Source organism: Kribbella sp. CA-253562, assembly GCF_050942265.1.
GTDB lineage: Bacteria > Actinomycetota > Actinomycetes > Propionibacteriales > Kribbellaceae > Kribbella.
This window is the reverse complement of the sequence record NZ_CP192049.1, coordinates 1,132,463-1,150,016: the sequence shown is the minus strand read 5'-3', so window position 1 is coordinate 1,150,016 and position 17,554 is coordinate 1,132,463. Positions and strand designations below refer to the sequence as shown.

The 17,554-nt window shown below is 70.4% G+C and carries 18 protein-coding genes; 14 read left to right on the top strand and 4 right to left on the bottom strand.

Annotated features, from left to right (window positions below; translation table 11 throughout):
* Positions 1-23: 23 nt before the first annotated feature.
* Both ACQPXM_RS05570 and ACQPXM_RS05565 read left to right on the top strand, forming a co-directional pair.
* The gene (locus tag ACQPXM_RS05570) at positions 24-734 is read left to right on the top strand and encodes a GAF and ANTAR domain-containing protein (RefSeq protein ID WP_432945444.1); all 711 of its coding nucleotides are present in this window, start codon (positions 24-26) and stop codon (positions 732-734) included.
* Complete coding sequence (locus tag ACQPXM_RS05565) at positions 731-1,432, top strand: GAF and ANTAR domain-containing protein (protein WP_432945442.1); 702 nt, start codon at positions 731-733, stop codon at positions 1,430-1,432. The genes ACQPXM_RS05570 and ACQPXM_RS05565 overlap by 4 nt, the downstream gene beginning before the upstream one ends.
* A 16-nt stretch (positions 1,433-1,448) precedes the next feature.
* On the opposite strand, the gene ACQPXM_RS05560 is transcribed toward ACQPXM_RS05565, so the two are convergent.
* Positions 1,449-2,492 carry a CapA family protein gene (locus ACQPXM_RS05560; RefSeq protein WP_432945440.1) on the bottom strand — a complete coding sequence of 348 codons (1,044 nt, stop codon included), beginning with the start codon at positions 2,490-2,492 and terminating at the stop codon, positions 1,449-1,451.
* Positions 2,489-3,565, bottom strand: a complete 1,077-nt coding sequence (locus tag ACQPXM_RS05555; RefSeq protein ID WP_432945438.1) for an acyltransferase family protein — start codon at positions 3,563-3,565, stop codon at positions 2,489-2,491. Before ACQPXM_RS05555 ends, ACQPXM_RS05560 begins: the two co-directional genes overlap by 4 nt.
* 258 nt (positions 3,566-3,823) lie before the next feature.
* Here ACQPXM_RS05555 and ACQPXM_RS05550 point away from each other — a divergent pair, with 258 nt between their 5' ends.
* From ACQPXM_RS05550 to ACQPXM_RS05530, 5 genes are all read left to right on the top strand, one after another.
* Complete coding sequence (locus tag ACQPXM_RS05550; protein WP_432945436.1) at positions 3,824-4,633, top strand: NPP1 family protein; 810 nt, start codon at positions 3,824-3,826, stop codon at positions 4,631-4,633.
* 59 nt (positions 4,634-4,692) lie between these two features.
* A complete protein-coding gene (locus ACQPXM_RS05545; protein ID WP_432945434.1) occupies positions 4,693-5,178 on the top strand; it encodes an MSMEG_6728 family protein in 486 nt (161 codons plus the stop codon).
* A 10-nt stretch (positions 5,179-5,188) separates the two neighbouring features.
* A complete protein-coding gene (locus ACQPXM_RS05540; RefSeq protein ID WP_432945432.1) occupies positions 5,189-5,590 on the top strand; it encodes a PPOX class F420-dependent oxidoreductase in 402 nt (133 codons plus the stop codon).
* Between the two features lie 64 nt (positions 5,591-5,654).
* A complete protein-coding gene (locus ACQPXM_RS05535) occupies positions 5,655-6,176 on the top strand; it encodes a PadR family transcriptional regulator (protein WP_432945430.1) in 522 nt (173 codons plus the stop codon).
* Positions 6,173-6,940 (top strand): alpha/beta fold hydrolase, encoded by a 768-nt coding sequence (locus ACQPXM_RS05530; protein ID WP_432945428.1) that lies wholly within the window; start codon positions 6,173-6,175, stop codon positions 6,938-6,940. The genes ACQPXM_RS05535 and ACQPXM_RS05530 overlap by 4 nt, the downstream gene beginning before the upstream one ends.
* Positions 6,941-6,943: 3 nt before the next feature.
* Here ACQPXM_RS05530 and ACQPXM_RS05525 read toward each other — a convergent pair whose 3' ends face one another.
* Entirely contained in the window at positions 6,944-7,336 is a 393-nt protein-coding gene (locus tag ACQPXM_RS05525; RefSeq protein WP_432945426.1) for an SRPBCC family protein, read from the bottom strand.
* A gap of 51 nt (positions 7,337-7,387) precedes the next feature.
* Here ACQPXM_RS05525 and ACQPXM_RS05520 point away from each other — a divergent pair, with 51 nt between their 5' ends.
* The 5 genes from ACQPXM_RS05520 to ACQPXM_RS05500 all read left to right on the top strand — a co-directional run bounded on the left by ACQPXM_RS05520 (position 7,388) and on the right by ACQPXM_RS05500 (position 9,967).
* Positions 7,388-7,801: a MarR family winged helix-turn-helix transcriptional regulator gene (locus ACQPXM_RS05520; RefSeq protein WP_432945424.1), complete on the top strand. Its 414-nt coding sequence runs from the start codon at positions 7,388-7,390 to the stop codon at positions 7,799-7,801.
* A gap of 198 nt (positions 7,802-7,999) precedes the next feature.
* The gene (locus ACQPXM_RS05515) at positions 8,000-8,479 is read left to right on the top strand and encodes a CinA family protein (RefSeq protein WP_432945422.1); all 480 of its coding nucleotides are present in this window, start codon (positions 8,000-8,002) and stop codon (positions 8,477-8,479) included.
* A gap of 53 nt (positions 8,480-8,532) precedes the next feature.
* Complete coding sequence (locus tag ACQPXM_RS05510) at positions 8,533-8,916, top strand: VOC family protein (RefSeq protein WP_432945420.1); 384 nt, start codon at positions 8,533-8,535, stop codon at positions 8,914-8,916.
* 21 nt (positions 8,917-8,937) lie between these two features.
* On the top strand, positions 8,938-9,600 hold the full coding sequence (locus ACQPXM_RS05505; RefSeq protein ID WP_432945418.1) for a DUF6766 family protein: 663 nt from the start codon (positions 8,938-8,940) through the stop codon (positions 9,598-9,600).
* A gap of 1 nt (position 9,601) precedes the next feature.
* Entirely contained in the window at positions 9,602-9,967 is a 366-nt protein-coding gene (locus ACQPXM_RS05500) for a hypothetical protein (RefSeq protein WP_432945416.1), read from the top strand.
* Between the two features lie 12 nt (positions 9,968-9,979).
* Here ACQPXM_RS05500 and ACQPXM_RS05495 read toward each other — a convergent pair whose 3' ends face one another.
* A complete protein-coding gene (locus tag ACQPXM_RS05495) occupies positions 9,980-10,918 on the bottom strand; it encodes a helix-turn-helix domain-containing protein (protein WP_432945414.1) in 939 nt (312 codons plus the stop codon).
* 71 nt (positions 10,919-10,989) lie between these two features.
* Here ACQPXM_RS05495 and ACQPXM_RS05490 point away from each other — a divergent pair, with 71 nt between their 5' ends.
* Together ACQPXM_RS05490 and ACQPXM_RS05485 are read left to right on the top strand one after the other, a co-directional pair.
* Positions 10,990-12,006 (top strand): saccharopine dehydrogenase family protein, encoded by a 1,017-nt coding sequence (locus ACQPXM_RS05490; protein WP_432945412.1) that lies wholly within the window; start codon positions 10,990-10,992, stop codon positions 12,004-12,006.
* Positions 12,007-12,065: 59 nt separating this feature from the next.
* Positions 12,066-17,552 (top strand): carboxyl transferase domain-containing protein, encoded by a 5,487-nt coding sequence (locus tag ACQPXM_RS05485; RefSeq protein WP_432945410.1) that lies wholly within the window; start codon positions 12,066-12,068, stop codon positions 17,550-17,552.
* Positions 17,553-17,554: the final 2 nt, after the last annotated feature.

Here is a 17,554-nt window from a genome sequence, read left to right as displayed (position 1 = left end):
CCGACTTGATGAGGTGATGCCGAATGAGCGACCTGGATCCGAGTGCCCTGTTCACCCGGCTGGCGCGGGTGCTCGCCGGCAGCGACACGAGCCAGCCGCTCGAGTTGCGCCTGTGCCGGGCCTACCTGACCTTGCTCGGTGGCGACGGAGCCGCCATCACGCTGTCCTACACCGACCCCGACCGGGTCACGCTGTGCACGACCGACGACACGGCCGCGCGGCTGGAGGACCTGCAGGACGTTCTGGGTGAGGGTCCGGGCACCACGGCGTACCGGACGGCGGCCATCGCGGTGGCGGACCTGGGCAGCGATCGAGACCCGTGGCCGTTGTTCACCAACGCCGCTCGCGGGATTCCGGGGGCCGCCGTGGTGTACGCCGTGCCGATGCGGCCCGGAGGTTCGCCCCTCGGGGTGCTGACCGTCCATTACAGCGCCGGCATCGACTTGCCCGACCCGAGCGTGGCCCAGTATCTGGCCGACACCATCGGTGCCGCGCTGGTCGAGGCGTCCCCGGCTCACGAGGCCGACTGGCGCAACAGTTCGTGGTCGAGCCGGGCCGAGGTGCACCAGGCCACGGGCATGGTGGTGGCGCAGTTACGGATCTCCCCCGAGGACGCGCTGGCCCTGCTGAGAGCACACGCGTTCAGCCACAACGTCACCTTGACCGACATCGCCGCACAGATCATCAGCCGCCGTCTGCGCTTTTCCGACGATCCCGAGAGCGAGACCCCATGACCGTCGTCAGTGCCTCCCAAGCGTTCGCCGACGCCGCCGCGGCGATGGTGCAGCAGCAGGACGTCACCGGCACTCTGTCTCGCCTGCTGTCCGACTACACCGAGCTCACCGACGCGGACGCGGCCGGCCTGCTCGTCAAGGACGACCGGGGTGAGCTGGAGCTGCTCAGTGCCAGCTCGCACCAGGCCACCGAACTCGAGCTGTACCAGTTGCAGCACGACGCGGGACCGTGCGTCGACGCCGCCCACGGCGAAGCCGCGCTCGCGGCGTACTCCGACCAAGACCTCACCGAACGCTGGGGCGAGGTCGGCGAGGCGATCGTGGCGGCGGGCTACCACGCCGTTGTCGCCGTACCGATGCGCTGGCACGGTCACGTGATCGGCGCGATGAACGCCTTCTACAGCGTCCCGGACCAGCTCGACCGCGAGGCCCGCTTGCTCACGCAGGCCTTCGCCGACGTGGCGACCGTGGTCATCGTCCAGTCGACCGAGCTCAGCACCGACCAGCTCGACGAGCGGATCGGCTCGGCTCTCGGCGGCCGGACCGTCGTCGAACAGGCCAAGGGAGTATTGGCCTACAGCAACAGCCTCGACATGGCCGGCGCCTACGACCTGCTCGTCCAGCGCGCGACAGAAGACGGAACGACCCTGACCGAGACCGCGATCCGAGTCGTCGAGCAGGCACAGCGCCGGCCCTGAGCGCGACGCGACGACGTCAGGAGGCAGGCGACCGCGCCAGTGAAGCGCAGTCCCGCAGGCCGTTGACCCGGGCTCGCTCCTTGTCTGCCTCCACGGCAGTGAACTCGAGTGGCTGGCGGGTCTCGGGCGACAGCGTCGTGGGGGTGAAGTCGCGTTCGACCACCGTGCGGCCGCGCAGGGTCAGCTTCAGTACGCCGCCACGCCAGTCCTCCGGGGCCGGCAGGCCGGATCCCCACAGCAGGTTTCCCATGCCGTAGGCAACGAACGTCGGGCCGAGATAGCCCTGGCCCTGCAGTACGTGGGCATGGGCGCCGACGACCACGTCGGCCCCGGCCGCGGACAGGTCGGCGGCGAAGGACTTCTGATCGGCCGTCGGGCAGCGGTCGTGCTCCGAGCCCCAGTGCGGGACGACGACGATCACGTCGCTGGTCGCGCGGGCGGCGCGCACGGCGTCCAGGGCCTGACGGCGTTCGACGGCGACGGCCAGTCCGGGGCGGTGCGGCGTCGCGGTCCACTCGGTGGCAAGGTCCGAGACCTGGCTGAAGGCGAAGACGGCGACCCGGATACCGCGGACCGTCGTACGCCATGGGGCGAAGGCCTCGGCAGCGTTGCGGCCGGCGCCGACCGTCGGCAGCTTCCCGGCTCTGGCCGCGGCGAGGGTGTCCGCCAGGCCGATCTGGCCGTAGTCGAGCGTGTGGTTGTTGGCGAGGCTGACGACGTCCACGCCGGCCGACGTCAGTGCCGTCACCGCACGGGGATCGGTGCGGAACAGGTAGCGCTTCGGCTGCGGCGTTCCGCGCGTGGTGATCGGGGTCTCCAGGTTGACGATCGCCAGGTCGGCGGCCGCCAGCTTGTTCGCGGCAGGCCCGAAGGCCGTCTCCGGGTCCTTGTCCAGCAACTCCTGGGTGCGGCCCTCGAAGTTCACATCGCCGCCGAAGGCCAGCGTCAACGACGGTCCGTCGGCCTCGACCCGCGGATCGGTCTGGAGCTCGCCGCCGGTACACCCCGCCATCACCAGGACAACGACCAGTACCGCGATCCGCTTGCCCAGGGCCCTCATCCGCGCCGCCCCTCGCCGAGCACGCGCTTCAACCGTGGCGCGAGCGGCCTCTCGACGTACCGGTTGATCAGGTACGCCGCACCGACCATCGCCGCCGTGGTGGTGCCGACCAGCAGATACTTGTTCACCTGGTCGCCCAGCCGCTCGAAGACGATGAAGCCGATGTGCGCGTGGATCAGGTAGAGCGGATACGTCAGCGCGCCCAGGACCACGAACCACGGTCGCGCCAGCCGCGTGGTGAGCCGCAGCGCGACAGCGAGCATCACGGCGAAGATCAGCGCGATCAGCACGACGACCACCGGCCGCTGAATCGCTGTGTGGAAACGGGATTCGACGTCACCGGCGAACTGCACGCCGCGGTACACCGCGTTGACCAGACACAACCCGACCAGCACCAGCCAGGACCGGCGCGGGCCGAAGCGGTAGATCAGGCACAGCGCCATGCCGGCGATGAAGTAGTGCGAGTACTGGGTGTTGAGCACGAGGTCCGCGCCCGCCGGCAGTACGCCGTACTCGAACAGGGCGGTGAGTCCGAGCCAGGCCCAGAGCAGGATGCTCACCCGGCGCGCCGTGATGGTGAAGCACGTCAGCGCGAACACGATCGCGTAGAAGCGCAGCTCGGCCCAGAGCGTCCAGTACACGACGTCGACGTTGTCCAGGTCGGCCAGGGAGTTGAGCATGGTCAGGTTGCCGAGGTACTGGACGAACCCGATCGGAAAGCGCCCGGCGCCGAAGAGCACGGAGACCAGCGCGGTCAGCGTCACCGCCACCCAGTACGCCGGGTAGAGCCGCACGACGCGGGACACGACGAAGCTCCGCGGCGTACGGTCCCAGGCTGACAACAGGACGACGAACCCGCTGATCAGGAAGAACAGGTCGACGCCGAGATACCCGTACCTGGCCACCAGCCCCGGCGCCGCGAACCCGAGCGGCGAGACGACTTTGTAGTACCCGGCGAACAGGTAGTGGTAGAGCACCACCGAGACCGCCGCGAAGATCCGCAGCAGATCGATCTCGTACAACCGGCCACCCACCAGAGCAGGCCGCTCCACCCGAACCGCAACCGAACCCATGCCACCATCCAAACCGCCGAGGCGTATCGCGAGCGTCAAGAGGACAACCAGCAGCTGGTCGTCGTCGCCTCGTCCGCCGAGGCACCCGATACGACGCCGGGGCGGGCGGCGGCAGTTGACGCCGAGCTCGGGAATCATCCGAAAGGACGGTGTTCACCCAGCGTCGATCAGTAGTCACGTGACGTATGTACTGACTTGTCCAGGGGCTGTCATTCTCGGAGCGTTCACTTCCGCCCCCGCTCTCGAAAAGAGTGATGAATGAACGCTTCTCCGCCCACCACCTCCGCCCGACCTCCGAAGCGCCGCCGCCGCGTGCTCGGCATCGCGCTGGCCACCGCCGCGCTGATGGTCACCTCCGCCGCCGCGGCGTACGCGGCTCCACCTCCCTCGCTGCCGCAGAACGCGGGCGGGTACGAGCAGTCGTTCTCGCCGGCGTACGACTACGACGGCGACGGCTGCTACGCGACGCCGGCGATCGGCGCCGACGGCACGCTCAACCCCGGACTCAACCCCAGCGGCGCGGTCAACGGCAACTGCCGCGACCAGTCCGACCTGGACAACAGCCAGACCTACGCGCGGACCAAGTGCAACAACGGCTGGTGCGCGGTCGTGTACGCCAGCTACTTCGAGAAGGACCAGGCGATCGCCGGCAGCAGCCTCGGCGGGCACCGGCACGACTTCGAGCACGTGATCTCGTGGATCAACCAGGCGTCCAACCAGGTCGAGTTCGTCACCACCACCCAGCACAGCAGCCAGGTGACCTACCCGCGCTCCCAGGTCCGCTTCGACGGGACGCACCCCAAGGTCGTCTACCACAAGGACGGCGCCAGCACGCACTTCTTCCGGCTTGCCAACAGCAACGACGAGCCGCCGGAGAACCACTACCACAACTGGCGCTACCCGCCGCTGGTCGGCTGGGACGGCTTCCCCAGCACCGGCCTGCGCGACATCCTGATGAACGCCGACTTCGGCGCGGCGACGATCAAGGTCACCGACAAAGACGACCGCTTCCGCAACCTGCTCAACGCCTCCAAGCCCAGCGGCATCCCCTTCAACCCCTGGGCGTGACTCACCGGCAGGCCGGGCGCTGCCCGCGCCTGGCTTGCCGCCTGGGTACCGGCGACAGCATGCAGTCGTTCCTCCCGTACGCCGACTTCCGCGTGACCGCGCAGGTGCTCGACCCGCGCCGCCTCGGCAAGCAACGCGTCGAGACCATCCAGATCCTGCGCGGCCTGACCGTCGAGAACTACGGCTGGCGCCACCACCCGGCGGTGAAGATGTGGGCCGGCTACGAGGAAGCTCTGGTCCGGTACGGCTTGGAGATCTGCGCCGCGTGGACCGCGACCGGCCGGGCCGACACCTGCGAGCTCACCCTGCTCACCGACCTGAAGACCGGATGCGGGATCGCACTGCCGCGCAGCCAGCAGGAACTCGCCGCCACCGGCGACCTTCCCCCGTGGCTCGGCGACGAGGAGTTCCACCGAAGCCACCGCTCCGCCCTGCTGCAGAAGGATCCGGCGTACTACGCCCCACTCTTCGACGAGCCCACCGACCTGCCGTACGTCTGGCCGGCGTCCGACCGGAAACCCTGCGGCGGGCCGCGGTCCGGGTAGCCTCGTCCAGGTGACGATCCCCGAGGACTTCCACCCGTTGCTCGAGTCGCGGGCGGTCGCGTTCGTGTCGACCGTCGGCAAGAACGGCGGTCCGCAGGTCACCCCGTTGTGGTTCCTGTGGGACGGCGAGCGCGTCCGGATCAGCCTGGTCGAAGGCCGCCAGAAACTTCGCAACCTCCGTCGCAACCCCAGGATCTCCGTGGCGATCGTCGAGCCCACCCGGCCGACGTACTACCTGGAGCTGCGCGGCACCGTCGACGACCTGGTTCACGACCCCGACTGCGCGCTGGAGCGCGCGATCGCCGAGAAGTACGTCGGCGAGTGGACCGACGTCGAACCCCCGGGCACGCCGCGCTACGCGACCAGCATCATCGTCGAACGCACCACCAGCCAACGCGGCGCACCGGACTGACCAAATCCCGGCGGCGCACGGCATCTAGTAGACAAGTCACCTAGGTGCATTGTCTACTAGTGGCATGGTTCTGCAACGCATCATCCTCGGCCTGCTGTCGATCGCGCCGATGTCGGGGTACGACCTCAAGCGGCACTTCGACTCGACGGTCAACTACTTCTGGTCGGCCGACAAGGCGCAGATCTACCGCACACTGGCCGCGCTGGTGACCGAAGGGCTGGTCGAAGTCCGGAAGGTTCCGGGCAGCGCCGGCCCCGATCGTCAAGAACACCACCTCACCGCGGCCGGACGGGCGAGACTGCACGACTGGCTGGTGTCCGACCTCGATCGGCAGCCCGAGCGCAACGCCTTCCTGGCCAGGGTGTTCTTCGCCGGCGAGCTGGACTCCGAGGAGCTGGCCGCCCTGCTGGAGCGCCAGCACGAAGCAGCCCGTACGACGCTCGCCACTTTGATGGCGGTCCGCAAAAGCACCCCGGAGCCCACCGACCGCGCCGAGCGGCTTCGGCTGGCCACGCTCGACAACGGGCTGCGTCACGCGCGGGCAGAGCTGGCGTGGCTCGACGCGCTCGAGAAGGAACTGGCATGACCTTCGCCGAGCTCCACCATCCGGAAGCCGCCGGCGACGACGATCCGGTTGTCCTCCTGCACGGCGGCAACGTCGCGAACTGGATGTGGGAACCTCAGCTCGCCGCGCTGAGCCGCCGCGTCGTCGTCACACCCCACCTGCCGGGCTTCGGCGACCGCACCAGCGAGCCCTGGCCCGGGCTCGGCGCCGTCGCCGACGACATCGTCGGCCGCGTCCGGGAACTGACCGGACGCAGGCGTTTCCACGTCGTCGGCCTTTCCCTGGGCGGCGTCGTCGCACTGCACCTCGCGGCCCGCCATCCCGAAGCCGCGACCTCGGTCCTCGCCTCCGGCGTTCCACTGCTCCCGGTCACCGGCCTTCCCCGACTCGCCGTCCGGCTGCACCTGCGACTGTGGGAACGACCCTGGTTCTGGAAAGCGCAGGCCGCCGCGTTCCGGCTCCCCGCCGACTCACGCCGCCCCTACGTCGAGCACGGCCTGTCGGTGCGCAAGGAAACCGCCCGCCGAATGCTCGACGACGTGCACTCCGGCCGGGTACCGAAAGGACTCAGCGCGTACGCCGGACCGATGCTGCTGGTCGCCGGCGACCGCGAACCGGCCACCGTCCGCCGATCCCTCGCGGCCGCGGCAAGCGTCGTACCGCGGGCCACGATCCGCTTCGCGCCCGGCATGCACCACGTCTGGAACGTCGAGGATCCTGACCTGTTCGACGCGATGATCCTCGCGTGGCTCGAAGGTCGCGTCGAGCCACGCCTCCGGGAGTAGGTCTCAGGCCTCGCAGAGTGTGCGAACAGTGGCGAGCTCCTGCTCGATGACGGCGAGCTGCTGGTCGACGGCGTCCTGCGGTGTGCCCTCGGGGAAGAACAGCGTGAACTGGTACTCGCTGCCGGTGCCGTTGGGCAGAACGCGGGTGAATACGCCGGAGCGGGGGTCGTCGGGCGAGAGCAGGTCGACCGTGCCGTGCTGTTCGGAGGTCCGGACGGTGATCCGGACCTCGGCCTGTCCGTTGTCGAGCAGCCAGTCATCTCCGCTGGGCTGGACGGACTTGGCGGCGCCGGGGGCCCAGCGCGGGAGGTTGCGCGGGTCGGCGACGAACGCGAACACGGCGTCGGCCGGGGCGTCGATCGCGATGCTGCGGGAGAGCGTGATGTTTGTAGGCATGTGCTGATCATATGCACATGCTTACGATTGAGCAATGCCTACGATGACCGGATGGAGCGCGAAGACCTCGGAGCCCTGCTCGCTCAGGTGGTCCGCCGGCTGATGGCGGCCGAGCGGCCGTTGCTGGAAGCCCACGGCCTGTCGATGTGGGGCTACAGCGTGCTGAGCCACCTGGCGAAACAGCCGACCGAGACGCAGCAGGCGCTCGCCCAGGCGATCGGGTACGACAAGTCCCGCCTGATCCCGCTGCTCGACCAGCTCGCCGAGCAGGGCCTGCTGGTCCGCGAGCCCGATCCGGCCAACCGGCGCGCCCACAACGTTCGCCTCACCCCGGAGGGCCAGGCCCGGCTGAAAGCCGCCAAGACCGACATCCGCGCGATGGAGGACGAACTGCTCAGCGCCCTCACCGCGACCGAGAGACGCCAGTTCCTGGCGGCGCTGCCCCGGCTGGCCGACACACCCTAGGCGCCGGCCAGCTCGGCCCCCGCTTCGGTGCTCAAGGCAACTTTCATGACCTGGTCGAAATCCCAGCGCATCGGCTGCCCGGCGGGAACGGTTGGCAAGTCCCCCGAGGGCATCGCGTACCAGCGACCAAGGGTGGACCCCGGCCACGGCAACACGCCGTGTCGTCGCGTTCGGCGACCGTCGTGCAGAATCGGGCGCATGCCTGGTGAGCTGAGCAAGGACGCGATCGAAGTGGCCGAGGCTGTCGCCGAGCGGGCCCAGCGAGCCGGTGTGCTGGTCGCGGCCGCGGAGTCCCTGACCAGCGGCAACATCGCGTCGCACCTGGGCGCCGCCTCGGGCGCGATCGACTGGTTCGCCGGTGGCGTCGTCGCGTACTCGTCGCACGTGAAGTTCGGCGTACTGGGCGTCGAGCCCGGGCCGGTCGTGACGGCCAAGGCCGCGCGCGAGATGGCCGACGGCGTCGCCCGGGTGACCGGCGCGGACTGGGCGGTCGCGACGACCGGCGCGGGGGGACCCGACTCACAGGACGGGCAGCCGCCGGGCACGGTGTTCATCGCCGTCCGGACACCGAGCGGTGTGCAGGCGTCCGAGCACCACTTCGACGGCGAGCCGGGCGAGGTCGTGCACTCCGCGACGCTGACCGCGCTCCGGCTGCTGCTCGAGGGGTTTGGCCGCTAGCACCCCGGGCACCGGTCCGGCGATCAACGTTCGGCGGGTGAGAGGTGGCGGCGATGGGTGAGAGACCGGCCGCGGTCGGCGACCTGAGACTGGCGACGATCGTGGTGAACGCGCTGGACATGAACCGCGCGGCGGCGTTCTGGGCCGAGACGCTCGGCTACGACCGGGAGGACGAGGTCGGCCCGGACCACCAGTACACGAAGCTGTCCGACCCGGCCGGGCAGGGGCCTTCGGTGCTGATCCAGCGGACCGAGAAGGTCGCGCCGGAGGTGGCGCCGGTGCACATCGACCTGTACACCCGTGAGCGTGATCAGCACATCGAGCGGTTGCTGAAGCTCGGTGCGACCCGGGCCGAGTGGGACTACCCGGAGCGGCACGACTTCGTCGTGCTGCGCGACACGGAGGGCAACGCGTTCTGCGTGATCGATGCGGACTGAGAACGGGGTGATGATGTCGGCATGCGATGGATGAGACTCCGCGGTCTGCTGCTCGCCAACCTGGCCCTGTTCGCGCTGTTCCTGATCGGCGTCCTGCTCACCGGGCACGCGCACGAGAACGACGAGCTGACCGAGCACGGGCAGCCCACCCAGACCCTGGTCCAGTACGCCGGTTCGTCGTCGTTCGGGGAGACCGTCTTCGAGAACTGGGAGTCGGAGTTCCTGCAGATGGGCATGTACGTGCTGCTCACCGTCTTCCTGGTCCAGAAGGGCTCGGCCGAGTCCCGGCCGATCGACGAACCGGCGCCGCAGGACGAGGACCCGCGCGATCATCGCAACGACCGGGATGCCCCCTGGCCGGTCCGGCACGGCTCGGAGCTGCTCCTGAAGCTCTACGAGAACTCCCTGGCGATTGCCTTCGGCATCTGCTTCCTGCTGTCGATCTGGCTGCACGCGGTCACCGGCGCCGGCGCCTACAGCGAGGACCAGCAACTGCACGGCGGCCAGGCGGTCAGCACCTGGCAGTACCTCGGCACCTCGCAGTTCTGGTTCGAGTCGTTCCAGAACTGGCAGAGCGAGTTCCTCGCCGTCGCGGCGATCGTCGGCGGTTCGATCTACCTGCGTCAGCGCTCGTCGTCGCAGTCCAAGCCGGTGCACGCCCCGAACTCCCAGACCGGAGGCTGACATGTACGACGGAGTGCTGATCCTGGAGAGCCTGCGCACCGGGACGACGCTCGACGGCATTCCGCTGGCGGTGCGCAAACTGAGCCGGATCGGCGTCACCGGCATGAGCGCGGCGCAACCGCCGGTCTGGACGATCATGGAGTTCCAGGTCGAGGACGAGCACGAGAAGGCACTGGCCGAGGCGCTGCGAGACGCGCTGGACAAACCGGGCTGGTACGCCGACTGGCACAACGCGGACGAGGTCGTCGTCGTGTTCCCGGGCCGGATCTTCCGCTACCCGCGCGGCGACCAGGCCGCCCGGGCGGAGGCACAGGCTCACGGCCGGACCCTCGCGATCCCCGAGCCGCAGCTGGACTGGACCGACTGAGCGGGAATTTTCTCAGGCGCGGAACGAACGGCGGTAGGTGTCGGGCGGAACGCCGGTGATGCGCTTGAACTGGCGGCGCAGCGTGGTCGGCGTACCGAGGCCGGTCGCGGTGGCGATCGCGTCGACGCTGTCGTCGGAGGACTCGAGCAGCTCCTGAGCCCGGCGTACGCGTTGGGTGAGCAGCCACTGGAGTGGCGTCTGGCCGGTGACGGCGAGGAACTGGCGACCGAGATGGCGCGGGCTCAGATTCGCCTGGCGGGCGAGATCGGTGACGGACAGCGGCTGGTCCAGCCGTTCGCGCGCCCAGGCCAGCAGGCCGGCCAGGCGGTGGTCGCCGGCCGGCTGCAGCGGCGTCGCGACGAACTGGGCCTGGCCGCCGGGCCGGTGTGGCGGCATGACGAGTCGCCGGGCGACCGTGTTGGCGATCGTGGCGCCGTGGTCGAGGTGGATCAGGTGCAGGCAGAGATCGACCGCGGCGGCCTTGCCGGCGGCGGTGAGCACGGTGCCGTTGTCGGTGTAGAGGACGTCCGGGTCGACGACAGCCAACGGATGCCGGGCGGCGAGCTCGGCGGTGTGAGCCCAGTGGGTGGTGGCGAGGCGGCCGTCGAGCAGACCGGCCGCGCCGAGGGCGAAGGCCCCGGTGCAGAGCGAGGCGATCCGGGCGCCCGCGTCGTGAGCGACCCGGACGGCGTCGACCAGCTCCGGCGGCGGCGGCTCGTCGACATCCGCGCAGGCGGGCACGATCACGGTGTCGGCGTCGGCCAGCCGTTCCAGTCCGGCGTCCGGCTCGACCTGGAACGGTCCGACCCGCACAGTGCCCGGTCCGCACAGCAGTACGTCGTACCAGTCCTGCTCGGGCGTGCCGAGCGGTGGCGTGCGGAAGATCTCGTACGCCACGGCGAGCTCGAAGTGCAGCAGATTTCCCGCGGTCGCCAGCGCAACGGTGTGCATGTCCGAAAGTGTACGCATGATGGCGTTCCGGACTCTCACGCTCGGTGATCCGGACCCGCGAGAGTAAGGCCATGAAGATCGTGGTCTACGGAGCAACCGGTCACACCGGACAGTTCGTCGTCGCCGAGCTACGCCGGCGCGGATTCACCCCTGTCGTCGCGGGCCGCGACGCCCACCGACTTGCGGAGCAGTACGCCGGCCTGCCGATCCGCCCGGCCGGCGTGGACGATCCGGGGGCCCTCGACCGTGCCCTCGAAGGTGCCGCGGCGGTGATCAACTGCGCCGGGCCGTTCGCCCTCACCGCGGGACCGGTCGTCGAGGCCGCGCTGCGCGCCGGCATCCCGTACGTCGATGTCGCCGCGGAGATCGAGGCGAACCTCACCACCCTCACCGAGTACGCCGACCGCGCCCGCGAAGCCGGCACGATCGTCCTGCCCGCGATGGCCTTCTACGGCGGCCTCGGCGACCTCCTGGTCACCACCGCGATGGGCGACTGGACCAGCGCCGACGAGGCCCACATCGCTTACGGGCTGAGCAGTTGGCGCCCCACACCCGGGACACGCGCGGCCGGCCAGGTGTCCCACGACCGGCGCGGAGGCCGCCGGGTCCGGTTCACGAAAGGCGAGTTGCAGTACCACGACGACCCGCCCACGCAGCAGGAGTGGACGTTCCCGGAACCACTCGGCCGCCGTACGGTGGTCAAGGGCTTCACGATGGCCGATGTGGTCACCGTGCCGAGCCACCTCGACATCCCGGAGGTCGGTACGTCGATGGCCGTCGAAGCCGCCCGGGACCTGGCCGACCCCGGCACTCCCGCACCCGGCGAGGACTCCGACCAGACCTTCGTCGTCGACGTCGTCGTCCGGGCGAACGGCACCGAACGCCGGGTGTCGGCGAGCGGCCGGGACATCTACGCGTTCACCGCTCCGCTGGCCGTGGAGGCGGTCGCGCGGATCCTGACCGGGCGGACACGGACAGTAGGCGCGGTCACCGCCGGGGCCCTGTTCGACGCGGCGGACTTCCTCCAGGCGCTCGGGCCTGATCTCGTCGTCACAACCGGTGCACAGCCGACCCCGACTCGACGGTAGGGGCCACTGCCTGGGAATGTTTGCGGTGACAGCTTTGCCGACGACAGGAGTGCCGCCCGGTGTTCAACCGCATCGCCATCGTCAACCGGGGAGAGGCCGCGATGCGGCTGATCAACGCGGTCCGTGAGCTCAACGCCGAGACGGGGAGCCAGGTCGAGACGGTCGCGTTGTACACCGAGGCCGAGCGGACCGCGACCTTCGTCCGGGAGGCCGACCTGGCCTACCCGCTCGGTCCGGCCGCCGACCGCCCCTATCTGGATCTCGCCAAGCTCGAGCGGGCCCTGACCGAGACCGGCGCCGACGCCGCCTGGGTCGGCTGGGGCTTCGTCGCCGAGGACCCCGCGTTCGCGGAGCTGTGCGAACGGATCGGCGTGACGTTCGTCGGGCCGAGCGCCGAGGCGATGCGCAAGCTCGGCGACAAGATCGGCTCGAAGCTGATCGCCGAACAGGTCGGCGTCCCGGTGGCGCCGTGGAGCCGCGGCGCGGTCGCGACGCTGGACGAAGCGCTTGCCTCGGCCAACGAGATCGGCTACCCGGTGATGCTCAAGGCAACGGCCGGTGGCGGTGGCCGCGGGATCCGGCTGGTCCGTGACGACGAGGACCTGCGCGACGCCTACCAGCGGACCAGTGAGGAAGCGGCGCGCGCGTTCGGCAGCGGCGTGGTCTTCCTGGAGCGCCTCGTCACCGGTGCCCGGCACGTCGAGGTCCAGGTGATCGCGGACGGCCAGGGCACCGCGTGGGCGCTCGGCGTCCGGGACTGCTCGGTGCAGCGGCGCAACCAGAAGGTGATCGAGGAGTCGGCCTCGCCGGTCCTGGCTCCCGACCAGGTGGCCGAGCTGAAGGCGGCCGCCGAGAGACTGGCGCTGGCCGTCGGCTACCGCGGTGCCGGCACCGTCGAGTTCCTGTACCACCCGGGCGACAAGTTGTTCGCGTTCCTCGAGGTGAACACCCGGCTCCAGGTCGAGCACCCGATCACCGAGCTGACCACCGACTTCGATTTGGTCCGGGCCCAGCTGCACGTCGCGGCCGGTCACCGGCTGGAGGGTCCGCAGCCGGTCGAGCAGGGCCATGCCGTCGAGGCCCGGCTGAACGCCGAAGATCCGGACCGCGACTTCGCGCCGTCGCCCGGCCGGATCGCCCGGCTGCGGCTGCCGTCCGGCCCGGGCGTCCGGGTGGACACCGGCGTCAGCGAGGGCGACTCGATCCCGGCGGACTTCGACTCGATGATCGCGAAGATCATCGGCTACGGCCGGACCCGCGAGGAGGCACTCGGCCGGCTGCGCCGCGCGGTCGCCGACACCACGGTCGTGCTCGAGGGCGGCACGACCAACAAGAGTTTTGTGCTCGACCTGCTCGACCAGCCCGAGGTGATCGACGGTTCGGCCGACACCGGCTGGATCGACCGGGTCCGCGGCGAGGGCCGGCTGGTGCTGCACCGGCACTCCGGAATCGCGCTGGTCGCGGCCGCGATCGAGGCGTACGAGGAGGCCGAGCGGGTCGAGCGGCAACGTCTGCTGGACTCCGCGCGCGGTGGCCGTCCCCAGGTGCAGCACGAGGTCGGCCGGGCGATCGCGCTCAAGCTGCGCGGCGCGGCGTACAAGGTCTCGGTCGCGAAGATCGGCCCGGACCGGTACCGGGTCGGTGTCGGCACCGGGGACAACCTGAGCTACCTCGACGTCGAGCTCGACCGGCTCGACACGTACGACGCACGGCTGGTCGTGGCAGGCCGCCGGTATCGGCTCGTCACCGCGACCCACGGTCCGGTTCACCTGGTCGAGGTTGACGGTGTCACTCACCGGGTCAGCCGGGACGAGGGCGGCGTGATGCGCGCGCCCGCTCCCGCGCTCGTGGTCGCGACACCGGTCGCGGCCGGGGCCGAGGTCGAGGCGGGCGCGCCGGTGCTCGTGCTGGAGAGCATGAAGATGGAGACGGTGCTCTACGCGCCGTTCAAGGCGATCGTGCGGGAACTGCCGGTGTCGACCGGCAGCCAGGTCGAGACGGGGGCGCCGCTGGTGCGGCTGGAGCCGGTCGGCGACGCGGACGTCAAGGTCGAGGTGTCCGACAGCGTCGACCTTGAGCTGCCCCAGCCCGAGACGCCGCCGACGGCGGCCGAGCGCGCGGCGCGCGGTCTCGACAACCTGCGCAGCATGCTGCTCGGCTTCGACATCGACCCGCGGGACGAGGGCCGCACCCTGTCGGAGTACCTGACGGCTCGCGCGGAGCTCGACGAGCCCCCGGTCGCCGAAGAACTCGACGTACTACGGCTGTTCGCGGACTTCGCCGAGCTGAGCCGCAACCGCCCGGCCGGTGAGGACCTCAACACCGAGCTGCGGGTGCACAGCCCGAAGGAGCACTTCCACACCTACCTGCAGACGCTGGACGCCGAGCGCGCCGGCCTGCCGGAGCAGTTTCGCGACCGCCTGGCCCGCGTGCTCGGCCACTACGGCGTCACCGACCTGGACCGCAGCGACGAGCTGACCGACGCGGTGTTCCGGATCTTCCTGGCCCAGCAGCGCACGTCACCCGACGTCCTGCTGATGACGTCGCTGCTGCAGCGGTGGCTGGCCGAACCGATGCCCGAGGCCCCTTTGGACACCGAGGCGTACGCCGTACTCGACCACCTGGTGCTGGCCACCCAGCTGCGGTTCCCGGTGATCGGCGACCTGGCCCGCAGTGTCCGCTTCCGCTGGTTCGACCAGCCGCAGGTCGACGCCGCGCGCGCCGCGGTGCTGACCGAGGTCGGCGCCGAACTCGAAGCGCTCACCCGTGACCCGGACGCGCCGGACCGCACCGAGCGGGTGAAGGCGCTGGCCGCCATCCCCGAGCAGATCGTCGGGTTCCTCGCCGCGCGGATCGAGGCCGGGGTGCACCCGATCGAGCCGATGCTGGAAGTGCTGATCCGCCGGCACTACCTCGAGTACGAGCTGCACGACCTGCGCAACACCACGGTGAACGGGCGCGCGTTCGCGAGCGCCGACTACACGCTGGACAATCGCCCGACCCACCTGGTCACCACGATCGGCACGGTCGACGAACTGGCCGACACCGGCAGCGACCTGGTCCGCGATCTGGCCGCCGAGGTCGCCGCCGCCCCGGACGGGCATCAGGCCGTCGCGGATCTCTACCTGTCCTGGCCCGGTACGCCGGAGTCGCCGCAGGACGCCTCCGACCGACTGCGCGACATCGTCGCCGCGCTGCCGTTCGTCTCCGACGTGCGGCGGGTCGCGCTGGCCGTCGTACCGGGTGGTGGGCGGGAGGTCTGGTACTTCACGTTCCGCCCGTCGGCCGAGGGTGTGGTCGAGGACGACAACGTGCGCGGCGTGCACCCGATGGTCGGGCGCCGGCTCAACCTGTGGCGCCTGCACGACTTCAAGATCACCCGGCTGGACGCGCCCGAGGACGTGCTGCTCTACCACTGCGTCGCCAAGGAGAACCCGGCCGACGAGCGGCTGGTCGCGCTGGCCCAGGTCCGCCAGTTCTCGGTCGTCCGCGGCGAGGACGGCAAGGTGACGTCGCTGCCGCACGTCGAGCGCGCGATCGCGAACTGCCTGGAGGGCATCCGCCGGGCCCGGACCGCGCGCGGCGCGGCCGGGGCGCGACTGGAGATGAACCATGTCTGGGTGACGATCTGGCCGGTCGTCGACGGACAGGTGCCCGAGCTGACCGCCCTGCAGCGCAATATCGCGCCGATGACCGCCGGTGCCGGCATCGAGGAGGTCGTGGTCAGCGGCCGGGTAACCGGATCGAACGGTACGCCGCTGCCGGTCGTCGGCCGGTTCTCCTACCAGCCCGGCTCCGGCGTCGTCACGAAAGTGGTCCGGCCGCCGACGGAGCGGCTCAAGCCGCTCGACGACTACGCCCAGAAGGTGCTCAAGGCCCGGCGCCGCAACACCGTCTACCCGTACGAGGTGGCCGGCATGGTGGTCGGTGCCGGAGGCACCTATGTCGAGCACGATCTGGACGACACCGGCACGCTGGTCCCGGTCGACCGGCCGCGTGGAATGAACAAGGCCGGCCTGATCGCCGGTGTGATCACCACCCCGACCAAGCGGCACCCCGAGGGCATCACCCGGGTCGTGCTCAGCGGCGACCCGACGATGGCGCTCGGCGCGGTCGCGGAGGCCGAATGCGCGCGGATCATCGGCGCGCTCGACCTGGCCGAGAAGCTGGGGGCGCCGGTCGAGTGGTTCGCGGTGTCGGCCGGCGCGCGGATCTCGATGGACTCCGGCACCGAGAACATGGACTGGGTGGCGAAGGCGCTGAAGCGCATCGTCGAGTTCACCCAGGCCGGCGGCGAGATCAACATCGTTGTCGCGGGCATCAATGTCGGCGCGCAGCCGTACTGGAACGCCGAGGCGACGATGCTGATGCACACCAAGGGCATCCTGGTGATGACGCCGGACTCGGCGATGGTGCTGACCGGCAAGCAGACGCTGGACTTCGCCGGCGGGGTGTCGGCCGAGGACAACTTCGGCATCGGCGGCTACGACCGGGTGATGGGCCCGAACGGCGAGGCGCAGTACTGGGCGCCGGACCTGGCCGGGGCGCGCGACATCCTGATGGCGCACTACGACCACACGTACGTCGTACCGGGTGAGCCGGGGCCGCGCCGGGCACCGACGAGCGACCCGCACGACCGGGACATCACGTCGTATCCGCACGATCCTGCGGACGGCGGGTTCAGCACGGTCGGCGAGATCTTCTCCGCCGAGACCAACCCGGACCGCAAGAAGGCCTTCGACATCCGCACGCTGATGCGGGCGGTCGCCGACCAGGACCACCCGATGCTCGAGCGCTGGGCCGGGATGGCCGACGCGGAGACCGCGGTGGTCGCCGACACCCGGCTCGGTGGACTGCCGGTCTGCCTGGTCGGGATCGAGTCCAAGCCGGTGCCGCGGCGCGGTTTCCCGCCCACCGACGGGCCGGACACCTACACCGCGGGCACGCTGTTCCCGCGCTCGTCGAAGAAGGTGGCGCGGGCGATCAACGGGGCCAGCGGCAACCGTCCGCTCGTCGTACTGGCGAACCTGTCGGGCTTCGACGGCTCGCCGGACTCGATGCGCAACCTGCAGCTCGAGTACGGCGCGGAGATCGGCCGGGCGATCGTGAACTTCCGCGGCCCGATCGTGTTCTGCGTGGTCTCGCGCTACCACGGCGGCGCGTTCGTGGTGTTCTCCAAGGCGCTGAACCCGTCGATGCGGGTGCTCGCGGTCGAGGGGTCGTTCGCGTCGGTGCTCGGTGGGGCACCGGCCGCCGCGGTGGTGTTCTCCGGTGAGGTCAACGCCCGGACGTCGTCCGACGCCCGCGTGAAGGCCCTGTCGGCCCGCCTGGCCGAGGCCGACGACGCCGAACGGGCCGCGCTCACCAACGAACTGTCCGCGGTCCGCACGGCGGTGCGCGCCGAGAAGCTCGGCGAGGTCGCCGCGGAGTTCGACCGCATCCACGACATCCGCCGCGCCGTCGAGGTCGGCTCGGTGGACCTCGTGGTCAGCCCGCAGGAGCTCCGCCCGCAGCTGATCGCAGCTCTGGAGCGCCCGGCCGACTGAGG